Origin of the sequence: Paraburkholderia rhynchosiae, assembly GCF_002879865.1 — a bacterium.
Taxonomy (GTDB): Bacteria; Pseudomonadota; Gammaproteobacteria; order Burkholderiales; family Burkholderiaceae; genus Paraburkholderia; species Paraburkholderia rhynchosiae.
In genome coordinates this window covers 1-13,880 of record NZ_PNXY01000036.1, presented here as the reverse complement: position 1 = coordinate 13,880, position 13,880 = coordinate 1, and the positions used below count along the sequence as shown (strand labels likewise).

Genomic DNA, 13,880 nt, shown 5'->3' with positions numbered 1-13,880 from the left:
GTCATCCGAAAAGGCCATGAAGGAACCACCGCGGGTCTTCTTCGGCGTCGCGGCTGCTCACCCGTTCGCGGTAAATCCAGTAGCAGCTCTGGTCCTCAGCCTGGGCCACGAAGTAGTCGCGTGTCACCAGTTCGCCATCGAACCAGCCCGCCTCGATGCGCTCGCCCGGCGACACCATGCGCAGCGGCGAGCCATAGAACGGACGATGCTGGCGCGTGAGCAGCCGCACCGGGTTGTCCAGCATCCATGTGGGCCGCGGCAGGCCTTCCGGGATGACTGCCAGCTTCATGGGTTGCGTGACCGGCACCCATGAGTTGGCGACTTCGGGACGATGGTCCGCGCTCGGCGCGGGCCGCAGCACATTCTCTTCACCGAGCCGTGCGACCAGCAGTTCGAGCAGCCGCGCGTGGTCTTCCTTCGAGCCGCCGGACTCAGGAAAAAGCGTATCCGACCCGGGCACAGCGGACTCGACCTTTGAGGCGTCCAGACGCAGTGCAATGACCGGCGCGGTGAGTTCGATGCGATGCAGGCGCTCCTTGAGCAGCCTGACCAGGTGTTCTTCGCGCCACGTTGGCTCGCCGAGAGCAATGTCGATGGTGCTCGCTTCGATGGCATCGCGCCCCCGCTCGTGCTCCAGCGACAGGCGTATTGCAGTGACCGCCAGCTGCTTTGCGCAGAGCCATCCGCACAGCTGGACGATAAGCCGATGCGCGCCGAACACCGCGCCGTCCGCATGTTCGAGCCGGTCCGGCATCTCGATGCGCGCCGAGAACGTGGGCGGCAGTTCGAGCCAGTCGAACAGTTCCGGCGCGGTGCCGAACGCGCGGTCGAGCGAGTCCAGCAGATGTTCGCCGCAGCGCCGCTGCAGTCCGGCGCGCGGCAACCGGCGGATGTCGGCGATGGTTTCGCAGCCGAGCCCCGCGAACCAGTCGGCGAACTCGCGCACCTCGGGGACCGCGACCATTGGTAGCCCGTCGAGCCGCTGTTCGAGCGTGGAGAGCTTCAGCACGCGCCGCGAGCAGTTCCCCTTCGCATAGCGGGCCAGCAGCCATGCGCCCTGCCCGGTCGGCGCGGCGCTCACGCGCGCGGTCAGGCCGAGCGTGGCCAGCAGCACTTTCGCCTCGCGGCACAGCGCAAGCAGTCCCCCAAAGAGGCGCAAGCTCGCGCCTATTTCCACGACGACCGTCGCTTCATCGAGCAGCGCGACGTCGGGCGAAAAGCGCATTAGCGCCGTGCCGACTTCGCGTTGCGCCGCCTGCTCCCGGGCAAAATCGCGCTCGTGCATCTCTGTCTCAGGCGAGAGCGTCAGCACGCCACCGCGTTTCATCCCGAGCCGCACGCCAGCTGTGCGCGCGACGCTGTCCGCGATGACGACCTTGTCCTTCTCGAGCACGACACTGCCGTGAGCGGGCTCAGACGACCACTTCGGTCTGAAGACCTCGAGCGGCAACTTCGGCAGGTGAACGGCGAGAAAGACGCGCATGTCGTGACAGCAGAACGGGAGTGGGTTGAAGGGCAATCGCCAGGGGCTCCGTGCGCGAGGGCCCTCGTCGTTTCACGATGTCGACGGCCAGACCGTCGGCAGACGGTCTGAGCGCCAGCCGCAACAGCGCCGGCGACGCGTCCTGAGCGCTCGCGAGCGGCCGCACCATGACGAACAGCGTCTCCGACGACTGCGCCGCCAGATGCAGGCGCCGCAACGACGAAGCCTGCGCATACTGCGCCCAGAAAATCAGCGCGCCGCAGCTTCCCGCCCGGAGAATCTGTTCCGCGGACCACAGCGCATCCGAGGTCTTCTGCGCCTTGACGCGCAGCACCTGGTCGAGCGAGAGGCCGATATAGCTGAGGCCGAGCCCGTCCGGTGTATGCGGCGGCTGCACGAAGGCAATGGGCCGGCTGCCGGCGGCGCTCAGTGCGGGCCGCAGCAGCCGCAGTTCGCCCACGCCCGGCTGCTGCACAAGCAGGTCCACCAGCGCACCCACTGGCCACCCGCCGCCCGGCAACTCGGCTGACAGCGCCGGGTAGCCCGTATCGACCACCCGGCCGCGGCCCCGCGCGAGCTGGGACGCCCGCCACAGGGACGGGTGTATCGCTTCGGGGGACGGCATGGCGGATGTCATTGCGGGAAAACCTGTATGGATGTACAGTATCCTACACGGATTTTCGTAGCAGCGAACGGGCACTTTTTTCGGGAGTAGATAGTGATGGATATGCGTGCGCGCAAGCCTGTCAGTCATCCCATGGCGGAAATCGCGGCATTCGTGGCGCAGATGAAATCGGCGTTCGGGGAGCAGGAAATCGATGAGGCCATTCGCCGCGGCAAGGCCGGCGAGGCGACGCCCTATGCGTGCGAGAACGGTCGCCTGGTGGGCACCGCCGCGCCCGTCCGAACTAACGTCTGGCACGTTGGCGGTGCCGCCACGGGAAAGCTGATGATCCTTCAGTGTGAGAATCACCAGAAGCTAACGGCATGGGGCATTCAGCCCATCCTCGTTCTCGACGTCTTCGAACACGCCTACTACCTGAAGTATCAGAACAGGCGCAACGACTACGTCAATCAGCTTTTTAGCATCGTCAATTGGGACAACGCGGCTTCGCGGCTTCAGACAGCGACGCGCGCGTAAAGACTGTCATGCGATGCAACCGGCCGTCGGCGATCACTCGTGTCCGGCTTTCCGCACTCCTGCTGCCCGCAGGCGCGGAACCCGGCGTGTCGGCGCTGCTTGCGGCTCGCGGTTTGCGCGGCATCTGCGACGGTTTTATCGCAGTGCTGCTGCCCGTCTATCTGCTTCGGCTCGGATTTGGACAACTGGCCGTCGGTTTGATCAGCACCACAACGCTCTTCGGTTCAGCTCTCGCGACGGTTCTCGTGGGACTCGTAGGCAATCGCTTCGCGCTGCGCGTGTTGCTGCTGTTTGCCGCGGCGCTCATGATGGCGACCGGTCTCGCGTTCGCAAGCCTTTCATCGCTCTGGCCGCTGCTGGTCGTCGCCTTCATCGGCACGCTGAATCCGAGTTCCGGCGACGTCAGCCTCTTTCTCCCACTCGAACATGCAAGGCTCGCGGAATCCGCGCATGGCGACGCGCGCACTTCGCTCTTCGCGCGCTATAGCCTGGTCGGCGCATTGTCCGCGGCAGTGGGTGCGCTCGCTGCCAGTCTACCTGACCGGTTCGCGGCTCATCTGGGCACATCAGAGCTTTGCGCTATGCGCATCATGTTCGTCGTTTATGCGCTGGCCGGGTTAGCCATCCTGCTTCTCTACTTGCATTTGCCCATGCGCGAGTCGCCGGGCCAAGTCGCGCGTGCGCCGCTCGGGCCATCACGCGCAATCGTGATTCGCCTGGCACTGCTTTTCAGTGTCGATGCGTTCGCAGGCGGCCTTCTCGTCAACTCGTTGCTCGCCTTGTGGCTGATCCAGCGGTTCGGGCTCGCGCTCGACACAGCAGGCCTGTTCTTTTTCTGGACAGGCATTCTGAGTGCCGGCTCGCAACTGGCCGCAGTTCCGCTTTCGCGAAAGATCGGCCTTCTCAACACGATGGTGTTCACACATATTCCATCGAGTCTGTGCCTGATCGCCGCCGCGTTCTCGACATCCCTGCCGCTTAGCTTAGCGCTTCTCCTCGCGCGCAGCGCATTGTCGCAGATGGACGTGCCAACGCGCAGCGCCTACGTCATGTCAGTGGTGACCCCCGAGGAGCGTCCTGCTGCCGCGAGTTTCACGGCAGTTCCACGAAGCCTTGCGTCAGCGCTCGCGCCTACGCTGTCGGGCGCATTGATGGGCCTCGGATGGCTGGCCGTCCCGCTTGTGGCGTGTGGCGTGCTCAAGATCGCCTACGATCTCTCATTGCTCGCCGCATTTCGTCACGTCAGACCGGAAGGAGGTCCGCCATGATGTGCACTGAAGCAGTCGGAGTGGGAGCATATGGCGGTACGCAATCCTGCTCGTGCTGTCGGCAGCGGCCGGCATCCTGGTATGCGGCCATTTCATCGGCTGCCGCCGGACAGGCAGCGGCTGACCTGCCGCTTAGCCACATCGCTGACATTCCGTTGCCGGGTCGCGCCGCGCGTCTGGACTACATGAGTTATGACGCGGACCGGCATCTGCTGTTCATCGCTCATCTTGATGACAGTGAAGTGATCGTCTTCGATACGCTGAACTCGCGAGTTGTGTCGCGCATCGGGCAATCTCGCTTCCGTACATGGCGTGCTGGCCGTGCCCGAACTGGGGCGCGTCTATGCGTCTGCCACGGGTACCAATGAGGTCGTCGCGATCGACGAGGCAAGCATGCACGTTGTGGCGCGTGTGCCGGGTGGCCTCTATCCCGACGGCATCGCGTATGAACCGGATTCCCGCAAACTCTATGTCTCGGACGAAACCGACGGCACGGTAACCGTGATCGATACGCGCGCCAACCGGCGAATAAACACGATCCAGCTGTGTGGCGAAGCGGGCAACACGCAATACGATCCTGCATCCCGTCATATTTTCGTGAACGTCCAGACTCGGCGAGAACTCGTTGAAATCGACCCATTGACCGATACCACTACGGCGTCAGGAAACGTACTAGAGAGTAAGTTGCCGAATCCATCTCGCGGCCTACGGCGCAACAACAAGCACTGTGCGCATGCCGGCGGCATAGTGGCCCGGCTTGTTGCATATGAGGACGTAGCGGCCCGATGTGAGCCTGAACGTCACACGCTTGCTCTTGCCTGGTGCAACATCCTCGACTTCTCCAATCTTTCTCAGCTTCTGCTCGAGCACGTGTGCGTTGCGGACCGGAAGTGCACTGTCAGCGATGTCAGTCTTCAGTACGACGAGTTCATGCATCATCTTGTTGTCGGCAGAATTGGTCACATCGAGCGTGACTCGGCCGCTCCTGACACGATGCGTATCGAGCTCGATTGAGTTCGACAGCAGCGTCACCTCGACCGTCCGCTGTGCCCGGCCCACGGTCGGCAATGTGCCGAGTGCAGCCGCAGCGGCGAAAACAGCAATTCGATAGGCGTCACGCATGGTTGTATCCTTCCGGATCAAGACAGTGCCCCTGCCGTGCATCAAGCGGCGGTCGTACAGAGACGCGATGAACGCTTCGCGTGAGAGGAACGTGTACTAAACGCCCGACGCGGCTGATTTATTCCCGTCATGGCCCGGAACAATTCGCCAGCCAGTAGGCGAGTTCGTCAGCGTCGGCGCGATCTTTCGTCGACGCAATAGCGCCATGATTGCATCCGTTCTATAAGGTAGCCGCTTTGCCATCCCAGGCCACAGTGCTGTCCCCAGTCACGTGCCGTGGCGTCGGAGTATCCGTCCCACGGGTCGGCTTTGAGCGTGCGCTGCCGTTCAACCGCGTGGGCCATCGTCCATTCGTCGCCGCGCGGCACATCCTTCAGCTCCTCCCACGATACCGGCATCGAGACGACCATGCCGCCGCGGGCGCGAACGGAAAACGCTGCGCCGGTGCTGGCGCCGCGGCTGTTGCTCAGGTAGCGATGAATATCCGGCCCACACGTCTTTTGATCCCAGGACGGCGTAGAAGCGATCCGGCAATCACCATCGATCGATGGAACCCTTGGGCTTTATGTTGCCTGTCGAAGCGGAGGAAACCGATCACCGGCAACCGAGCAACAGCGCCGTCGCATCGGCATCACGTCGAACCAGGCAGCGTTCACCGTCTCCGGGCGGTTCAATACTGGAGTACAGGAGTGCCCCAGAAATCTCCGTCGGTTGGACGTCAAAAGCCGGCCCTCGATGGCCCCACGCTCATCCCTAATCTGGCATCCAGACAAGCCCTGCTCCCAGCGGCAAACGGCCGCCCGATTCGAACTGTGCCCCGACGGCCCTAGGGTCGGCCAGTCACGCGCTGCACCATCGCGTAGAGCACCGACATCTGCAAGCCGCTCTTGAGCGCGTAGTTCGGGTCGTATTGATTTGAGTAGCCCCACCAGTCAAAGCACGCATTCGGATTCGTCGGCCCTGGCGCAGACGACGCGATCGTGTCGGGATACACGACCACGAGTTCGTTTGTGTCGGCCCATTCATTGATGCCGGCCTCGGTGACCCAGCGGTTTCCGATAAGTGATGCCTCCTGCAGGCAGCCGTGGAGGGCGAGCACGAATCCGCACTGCTTCCCTTGGGCGCAGGCTTTGGGAACAAAAACGCTCCCAGCCGAACTCATCGAAACGTTTGGCGAGGCCCCGAATTCAGTTTGGTCGAATGCAGACAGCGTACCCGACAGCTTTCCGTCGTTGCGCGGTTTCAATGGGCCCAGGAACATCGTCAGCCACGTCTTTACTGAATCGTAGACCGCGCCATTCGACGTGCAGCGCACCATGTAGGGGCTCCCGAGCGTGCCGCATGCAAGTTCGCCGTCGGGCGATTCCCAGCCGTGCTCGGCGGGAATCGCACTGTCGAAGTGAACATTGGCCCCATAACGCTGATATTCCGAGTTGAGGTCGGCCATCTCGAGCGGATTGACGACTTCGTCTTGCGTGCCGGACCAGAGGTAGACGGGTTGCCCACGCAGATTCGTCGCCGGGTCGATGGTGCCGAGGGACGATTGTGCGTCCAGATACGCCTCGGATTCCGTAAGCGTGCTGTTGTACGACGCCTGATTCGACGGAAGCGTCAAGCCGCCACAGTTTGCCAAAGCTGTCGCGGCTCCCCCGGCGCCGGCACACCAGTACACCCCGCCAGCGTAGACAGCGGCCCCTTTGAAAGTCGAAGAGTGGGCGACGTGCATCTGCACCGCCGCGAAACCGCCAGACGAAATACCCGCGACGAAGACCTTCGTGGGGTCGATCTGATAGCGCTGAAGTTTTACGATCGTGGACGTGCCCGATCTACCGTCCCCGGTCGGGCTTCCGGTGGCGGCTAACGCCGTCGCCTTTGCCAATGCACCGGCATCCGTGGTGGCCGAATCGCCACTACCCCCGCACCCGGCAAGGCCGATTGCTAACACAGCTGCCGACGCCAACCGTAGGCCTAACGCCATCGTCATCATTGTCGTCTCCTTGTCGGAGCGGAATAAATGAGTCGCACCGCTGCGCCCGTCGAAACTACCGGCCGTTCCAGCTTCCGCCTGAGACTCGCTCAAGGCAAGTCATCGAGAAAGCGCGGACAGACGATTGCCGCATGCGATGCGGGCGACCCTATCCAGCAAAATTCGCTCCTGCCGACCGTAGATCGCAAGCCTTATCAGCATGATGCTTGTCCAGACCGTTGAGGTGCCGAGATGGTCGACAACGTCAAATGGCCTTGGCGGCAATTGAAAATCGCGCTGTACGGTGTTCACGGGGAACTGCTGGGCAATGCAAAAAGCCTTCATCGCCTGGCAAAAGTGCTATCTCAACAACGTTGTGACCGAACCTGGCAAAGCGGGCCGCACGCGGGGTCAGCCACCGGCCCGACTAGAGCCCATATCGTAGGTCGATTCGAGCGGGTTCGTCGTCGCAGGCAATAGGACCACTGTCCCTGCGAGAGCAAACGAAACGGCAATTGGCAACGCCTACGCTAATCGCAGATCCCACAAGACATCGAGTACGTGTTGAGTGGCACGCTCAACGTGCCCTGCACGGTGTGCAATGCCTAGTCGACGCCACAACGCCGGGCGCAGCGGACGCATGACGACGCGCCTGTCGGGTAACGGCGTCGTGGCCTCATGGGGCAACAGCGCCGCGCCGTACCCTGCCGCTACCAGACTCTTGATCGCGTCGTTGTAGTTGAGCTGAATGCGGGGCGAAGGATGATGCCCCGCGGTCGCAAACCACTCCGCCGTCAGGCGCGAGAGACGCGTTGTCGCGTCATTCAGAATGAGCGGCTGAGCGGCGAGCCACTCAGGCGTCACACGGGCAGGGCACCGCCAATGCGCCGGCACGAAGGCCATCACGGGATCGCGGCGCCAAGGCTTTATCACGAGTCCAGCCACGGGGGGCTGAGGCAGCGCGACCAGCCCGACATCCAGCGTCCCATCCGCCAATCGGGACAGCGTTTCATGCGACGTGAGTACCGCAAGCTGAATTTCGATTGCGGGATTGTGCTGGCGCAGCACCTCGAGCGCTTGCGGCAACAGGTACGCGATCACGCCGGTCGACGCACCGAGCCGCACGCGCCCTTCGAGCCCCTGCACCTGGCGTTGAATATCGTCCAACGCCTGCTCCGCATCGGCCAGCAGTCGACGCGCGCGCTCCACCAGCACCTCTCCTATCGCCGACGGCCTTACCTGGCCGCGCTTGCGTGACAGGAGTGGCGCCCCAATGCGGTCTTCGAGTTCAGCGATATGGAGGCTGACCGTCGGAGGCGCCAGATTCAACGCGCGCGCGGCATCGGCAAATGAGCCACGCTCGGTAATCGCGATCAGAGTGCGCAAGCGGTCCAGGCTGATCTCTCGCATATCGGCGTCCGGATTCAGAAAAGCTGAATGTTGATGTTGTGAAATTCAACTTTTCCTATTCTAACGGTTCAGGGAACATGGCAGCTCGTTCTTCCGTTACCACCACTCGGAGTATTCCGCGTATGAGCACTCCCATTGTTTTCATCGATGGCGACCAAGGCACCACCGGACTGCAAATCCACGAACGGCTGCGCAATCGGACCGACATCACGCTGTTCACGCTTGCCGCCGCAGAACGCAAAGATGCGCGCCGTCGCGCAGAAGCCATCAACGCCTGCGACATCGCCATTCTCTGTTTGCCTGATGCCGCTGCACGCGAGGCAGTCGACGCCATCGTTAATCCTGCCGTCAGAGTCATCGACGCAAGTTCGGCCCACCGCACACAGCCGGGCTGGACATACGGCTTTCCGGAAATGGCGCCGGGACAAGCCGAGCGCATTGCGAGCGCCCGTCGGGTCACCAACCCCGGTTGCTATCCGACGGGGGCAATTGGCCTGCTGCGTCCCCTGTTGCAGGCTGGGCTCATACCAGGCAATTACCCCATCACCATTCATGCGGTGTCCGGCTACTCCGGACCCGGTCGTGCCGGCGTGGAGGAACACGAGGGGCAGGATGCCGTCAACGCGCCTTCATTCCAGGTATATGGTCTGGGACTCGCGCACAAGCACACCCCGGAGATTCAGACTCACGCCGGACTCGCGCAGCGGCCCATCTTCGTCCCTGCGTACGGTGCGTTTCGTCAGGGCATTGTGCTGACGGTGCCACTGGCTTTGCGGCTGCTCGCACCCGACGTGGACGGCGCCACGTTACATGCATGCCTCGCACGCCACTATGCGGACGCGGCCCACGTGCGCGTCTTGCCGCCGCATGAAGCGGGTGTCTTGACGCACCTGGATCCGCAAGCGCTGAACGGTACGAACGACATGCGCTTAGGCGTATTTCCTAACATGGAACACGGGCATGTCCTGCTGTCCGCCGTTTTCGACAATCTTGGCAAAGGCGCATCCGGCGCTGCGGTTCAGAACCTGGACCTGATGCTCACGCGGCACTAGTGGCCGATGGACTGAGCTAACGTTCGGCCGTACCTACATGCCAACGATTGTCGCCAATCTGGTCGTAACCTGCGAATGTCTGACAGTGGCCCGACTGACGCCCGATGCTGTGGACCGTCCCCCGCACAGAAAGCCCCCGGGCCGCCCGAGGTGATAGTTGCTTCCATGACGATTCTCCTTTCAGGTGAAGGGAGAATCAGTCTGCGCCAATCGCCGATGGGCGCTGCGCGAGCCACTGCGGACGATCGACGAAGCATCACATCATTGACAGGTTTCGGGGCGTAGCGGCAATCAGACCAGCACGCCACCGCCGTCCACAATTACGGTCTGTCCCGTAGCATAGCGATTGGTCATCAAATAGACGTACGTTTGCGCGAGGTCCTCCGCCTCGCCGACACGACCGACTGGCAGGGCCGCGCCACTCGAGGCGTAGAGCGCTTCGCGCTCGAATTCGGGCAGGTCATCCCATAGCGGCGTGCGCACCAAACCCGGACTCACGAGGTTGACGCGAACAGGCGCCAACTCCACCGCGAGTGCCCGTGTGAGACCTTCCATCGCGCTGCAGACGCTGGCCAGCGCCGCCCAACCCTTTTGTGGCCGCACGCTCGCAATACCGCTGGTCAACACCACGGAGCCACCGGCACGCAGATACGGCGCCGCATGTTTGACGGCGGCAATGGCGCCGAAGACTCGCACTTCGAAGATCTGACGGACCGTAGCGAAGTCCATGTCCGCGAGCGTCCCGGTTCGCAACGAATCCCCAGCGCTATAGACCAGATGGTCGAAAGCGCCGACTTGCCCGAACAGCGTGCGCACGGCGGACTCGTTACTCAGATCGACCGTATACCCCTTGACCCGGTCGCCGAGCCTCGCGACGGCTCCGGCGACTCGCTCACTGCGCGACGAAACAACGCTCACTGAGGCGCCGGCTGCCAGCGCGGCTTCGGCCGTGGCAAGGCCGATTCCCGAAGTGCCGCCCAGCAGAACGACGTGTTGATGCTGAAGGTTCCTGCTTGCAATAGTCATGGTGAAGTTCCCGCTGTGGATTGTGAATAAAGCCATGACCCTAGTATTATTCTTTAGTTTGATTTGATAAACACAGCATGTTTTCGAACACCTCTTAACATAACTTGCGAATGGATCGATTCAGCAGCATGGCGATATTTGCACGCGTGGTCGAACGCGGCAGCTTTACCGCCGCGGCCGAAGGCAGCGGTATGACGCCTACAATGGTCGGCAACCATATTCGCGAGCTGGAGCGACGCCTCGAAGGCCGGTTGCTGAATCGCACCACGCGGCGTCAAAGCCTGACCGAACTGGGCAAGCGCTATCACGCGCGATGCCTCGAAATTCTGGCGCTGGTGGATTTCGCCGAGCTGGACGCGCGAGAAATGCAGAGCAGCCCACGTGGCCGGTTGCGGGTGAGTTGCCCGGTTATCTATGGCACGCGTGTGCTCGTACCGGCGCTTGCCTCGTACCTCGACCGCTATCCTGCGGTTCAAATCGAGCTGTCCCTGAGCGACCGCTTCGTCGATCTGGCGGAAGAAGGTTTCGACGCCGCCATCCGCGCCGGTGTACTGCCGGACTCGGGCTTGATTGCGCGGCCGTTGACACATTCGCCGCGTATTGCCTGCGCATCGCCGGCCTACCTGGCGCGCCACGGGAAGCCGCAGGTGCCAACCGACCTGGCGCAGCACAACTGCCTGGCTTTTATGGTCGCAACCGGACCCGAACGTGTGTGGCGTTTCCTACGTCCCGACAGCAATGGCGTGGAGCGCATCACGGTGCGTGGCCGTCTCGATGTCAATGGCGGCCTCGCGCTTCGCGAAGCCGCGCTCGCGGGACTGGGGGTGATTTTTCAACCCCAGGTAATGCTGCAGGAAGATCTGGATGCGGGTCGGCTTGTTCGTCTTTTTCCCGACTGGCCAGCGCAGACCTGGCCCATCCATGTGGTCCACCTGCCCGACGCGCACATGCCACCGAAACTGGCGAGTTTTATTGCCTTCCTCCAGGAAACGTTGGGGCACGACAGCAAACCCGTTGACTCCCGCCGAACTGGCCTTTCTGATCAAGGTTTTTCGGGAGACGCGTCAGTGGTCGCAAGAGCAATTGCTAGTAGTAGCGCAACGCGATTTGATTAGAGCCAGTGGACGATTTTATACGTCGTCCGGCGGGTTCCCGCGCGGACCAGCCTTTCGAATGACGGCGTTGCGAGATAGGTGCGTGGCGGCAAATGGCCGACTTGTGCCCGACGGCCCGATCATAGGAAGCCCATGCCTTGCCGCGCTTGCGGGATGACAAGATGGTCATACGCGGTGGCGCGCAGCCGTTAGCACTCAGCGTAAGAGCAGCCTGTGGTCCGCACCGGCCTCACGGTTCCGATCCTATAAATCCAGCCAATTCCTCGGGTCTTCCCAGGGGGAATGCTTCCTTGAGGTGATCGAGAAAGGCGGAAACGCGAGGGCTCAACAAGCGCCGCGAAGGATAAAGCGCCCATAGTGCGACGTCAGGGCCATCCAGATCACCCCAATGCACAAGTCTGCCGGCTGCGATGTCATGGCTCACAAGCGAAAGTGGCAAGCTAGCGGCACCCACGCCGAGACGAACGGTATCGCGAACCATGATCAACGACGACAGGTAAGCAACCGGCGTGATCGATATGCACGATTTTCCCTTCGGGCCTGTGACATCCCACGAAGCAATCCGATCATGCTCCCCGCGAAGGACAGCTGGAACACTGGACTTGCCCGTCGGTCGCGCCAAGCCCGGCTTAGCCACGACGACCAGCCGGTCGCGCAGGAACACCCGGCCGATCAGGCTCTCGTCAGGATCGGGGTTGACGCGGATCACCAGGTCGTACCCTTCCTCGACCATATCGACGGGGCGATCTTCCGTCGTCACTTCCAGCCGGATCTCGGGATATTTCAACGCGAACGTGGCGACCAGCTTGCCCATGGCGATCTGGGAAAAGAGCGCCGGCGCGCTGATGCGTAGTCGACCGCGCGGTTGTTCGCTACCGGATGTGATGGCAGCGGCGCTCTCGGTAAGCTCGGCGAGGAGCGCACCCGTCCGCTCGTATAGGGCACGTCCTTCCTGCGTGAGTTTCAATCCGCGCGGTCCACGTTCAAACAGCCTGACACGAAGGCTGTGTTCGAGTTCGCTGACCCTGCGCGAGAGCGTAGCTTTCGGACGCTCCGCCGCACGAGCGGCCTCGCCGAAGCTCCCGTGACGGGCGACCAGGTTGAAATCAGCGAGAGCGAGAAGATCCATGCGTTCCACCAGTGAGATACCCCGCCTCGTTATAGCATCTTCCGGACCGGATATGGATCACTTACCTTGGAGGCGTCCCAACCAACTCAAGGAGTAACACCATGACTATTCTCGTTACCGGCGCCACCGGTCGTGTCGGCCGCCAGGTCGTCAATCAGCTTGCCACCCGTGGAGCCGACGTGCGCGCGCTCGTGCGCGATCCCTCGAAGGCCGACTTTCCCGCCGGAGTGGCTGTGGTACAGGGCGACATGCTCGATATCGACTCCCTGCGCAGAGCGCTCGCCGGCGTCCGCACACTGTTCCTGCTTAACGCCGTGGCAGGCGACGAATTCACCCAGGCGCTCATCACGCTCAACGTTGCTCGTGAGTCCGGCGTCGAGCGCGTGGTCTACCTGTCGGTCATGCACGCCGAGCGCTTCGTGAACGTGCCGCATTTTGCAGTGAAGTCCGGCGCCGAGCGGATGATCGAACAGATGGGCTTCAGCGCCACTATCCTGCGTCCGGCGTACTTCATGGATAACGAGCTGATGGTCAGGGACGTTCTCGTCAATCATGGCGTCTACCCGATGCCCATTGGCAGCAAGGGAGTCGCGATGGTCCACACCGGCGACATTGCGGAGGTCGCGGCGATTGAACTGCTGCGTCGGGATCAGGCGCCCGGCAAACTGCCTGTCGAAGTCATCAACCTCGTTGGTCCTGACACGTTGACGGGTACGGAGCTGGCCTCCATCTGGTCGGAGCTTCTTGGCCGTGCGGTTGCCTACGGCGGGGACGATCCCGCCCAATTCGAGCAGAATCTGGCGAACTTCCTGCCAAAGTGGATGGCGTATGAAATGCGCCTGATGGCCGAGCGCTACGTCAGCGACGGCATGGTACCGGAGGCCGGCGATGTCCAGCGACTCGTCAGCATTCTGGGCCGCCCGCTGCACTCGTACCGCGATTTCGCCGCCGGGCTCGCTGGCTGACCTTCGCCCCCGTCCGTGGCCTCAGGATTACCCACATCTGCGCGGGGATAGCGCTTGTAAACAGCTTGAGGCGGTGTTAACTTGAGGCACCGCCACAGGAACTACACGTAATTGCCTTCGACCGACAATCAGGATGACCAGGACGACTGGGCCGACATCGAATTCGGCGCGGCAAATCTGGGCGATGCCCGTCTGACGAGCCG

The 13,880-nt window shown here is 62.4% G+C and carries 14 protein-coding genes and 1 pseudogene; 6 read left to right on the top strand and 9 right to left on the bottom strand.

The features are described from left to right. Position 1: 1 nt before the first annotated feature. Together C0Z16_RS31355 and imuA are read right to left on the bottom strand one after the other, a co-directional pair. Positions 2-1,483, bottom strand: coding sequence for a Y-family DNA polymerase (locus C0Z16_RS31355; RefSeq protein WP_175130770.1), 1,482 nt, complete (start codon positions 1,481-1,483; stop codon positions 2-4). Then, positions 1,413-2,120 (bottom strand): translesion DNA synthesis-associated protein ImuA, encoded by a 708-nt coding sequence (imuA, locus tag C0Z16_RS31350; protein WP_102635924.1) that lies wholly within the window; start codon positions 2,118-2,120, stop codon positions 1,413-1,415. Before imuA ends, C0Z16_RS31355 begins: the two co-directional genes overlap by 71 nt. Before the next feature lie 84 nt (positions 2,121-2,204). Between imuA and C0Z16_RS39660 the strand changes: the two genes are divergently transcribed. The 3 genes and pseudogenes from C0Z16_RS39660 to C0Z16_RS31330 all read left to right on the top strand — a co-directional run. Beyond that, positions 2,205-2,624: a Fe-Mn family superoxide dismutase gene (locus C0Z16_RS39660; RefSeq protein ID WP_407070711.1), complete on the top strand. Its 420-nt coding sequence runs from the start codon at positions 2,205-2,207 to the stop codon at positions 2,622-2,624. Positions 2,625-2,632: 8 nt separating this feature from the next. Next, a complete protein-coding gene (locus C0Z16_RS31335; protein ID WP_102635923.1) occupies positions 2,633-3,892 on the top strand; it encodes an MFS transporter in 1,260 nt (419 codons plus the stop codon). A gap of 73 nt (positions 3,893-3,965) precedes the next feature. After that, a pseudogene (locus C0Z16_RS31330) lies at positions 3,966-4,552 on the top strand (YncE family protein); the annotation flags it as partial. 45 nt (positions 4,553-4,597) lie between these two features. On the opposite strand, the gene C0Z16_RS39655 reads toward C0Z16_RS31330, so the two are convergent. The 5 genes from C0Z16_RS39655 to C0Z16_RS31305 form a co-directional block, all read right to left on the bottom strand. Then, entirely contained in the window at positions 4,598-4,828 is a 231-nt protein-coding gene (locus C0Z16_RS39655) for a plastocyanin/azurin family copper-binding protein (protein WP_407070712.1), read from the bottom strand. Positions 4,829-5,181: 353 nt separating this feature from the next. Then, positions 5,182-5,484, bottom strand: a complete 303-nt coding sequence (gene ligD, locus C0Z16_RS39500; protein ID WP_341867645.1) for a non-homologous end-joining DNA ligase LigD — start codon at positions 5,482-5,484, stop codon at positions 5,182-5,184. A 356-nt stretch (positions 5,485-5,840) separates the two neighbouring features. Beyond that, the gene (locus C0Z16_RS31315) at positions 5,841-6,893 is read right to left on the bottom strand and encodes an extracellular catalytic domain type 2 short-chain-length polyhydroxyalkanoate depolymerase (protein WP_244201423.1); all 1,053 of its coding nucleotides are present in this window, start codon (positions 6,891-6,893) and stop codon (positions 5,841-5,843) included. A gap of 207 nt (positions 6,894-7,100) precedes the next feature. After that, on the bottom strand, positions 7,101-7,292 hold the full coding sequence (locus C0Z16_RS31310) for a hypothetical protein (RefSeq protein ID WP_146014382.1): 192 nt from the start codon (positions 7,290-7,292) through the stop codon (positions 7,101-7,103). A 213-nt stretch (positions 7,293-7,505) separates the two neighbouring features. Further along, positions 7,506-8,390 (bottom strand): LysR family transcriptional regulator, encoded by an 885-nt coding sequence (locus C0Z16_RS31305; RefSeq protein ID WP_102635919.1) that lies wholly within the window; start codon positions 8,388-8,390, stop codon positions 7,506-7,508. Between the two features lie 122 nt (positions 8,391-8,512). Here C0Z16_RS31305 and argC point away from each other — a divergent pair, with 122 nt between their 5' ends. Continuing rightward, positions 8,513-9,442 carry an N-acetyl-gamma-glutamyl-phosphate reductase gene (argC, locus tag C0Z16_RS31300; protein ID WP_102635918.1) on the top strand — a complete coding sequence of 310 codons (930 nt, stop codon included), beginning with the start codon at positions 8,513-8,515 and terminating at the stop codon, positions 9,440-9,442. A gap of 291 nt (positions 9,443-9,733) precedes the next feature. Here argC and C0Z16_RS31295 read toward each other — a convergent pair whose 3' ends face one another. Then, positions 9,734-10,468 (bottom strand): SDR family oxidoreductase, encoded by a 735-nt coding sequence (locus tag C0Z16_RS31295; protein ID WP_102635917.1) that lies wholly within the window; start codon positions 10,466-10,468, stop codon positions 9,734-9,736. A 110-nt stretch (positions 10,469-10,578) separates the two neighbouring features. On the opposite strand from C0Z16_RS31295, the gene C0Z16_RS31290 reads away from it, so the two are divergent. Then, a complete protein-coding gene (locus tag C0Z16_RS31290) occupies positions 10,579-11,583 on the top strand; it encodes a LysR family transcriptional regulator (protein WP_244201422.1) in 1,005 nt (334 codons plus the stop codon). Positions 11,584-11,812: 229 nt separating this feature from the next. On the opposite strand, the gene C0Z16_RS31280 is transcribed toward C0Z16_RS31290, so the two are convergent. After that, positions 11,813-12,712 (bottom strand): LysR family transcriptional regulator, encoded by a 900-nt coding sequence (locus C0Z16_RS31280; RefSeq protein WP_102635916.1) that lies wholly within the window; start codon positions 12,710-12,712, stop codon positions 11,813-11,815. A 101-nt stretch (positions 12,713-12,813) separates the two neighbouring features. On the opposite strand from C0Z16_RS31280, the gene C0Z16_RS31275 reads away from it, so the two are divergent. After that, a complete protein-coding gene (locus tag C0Z16_RS31275; protein ID WP_102635915.1) occupies positions 12,814-13,677 on the top strand; it encodes an SDR family oxidoreductase in 864 nt (287 codons plus the stop codon). The last annotated feature ends 203 nt before the right edge of the window (positions 13,678-13,880 follow it).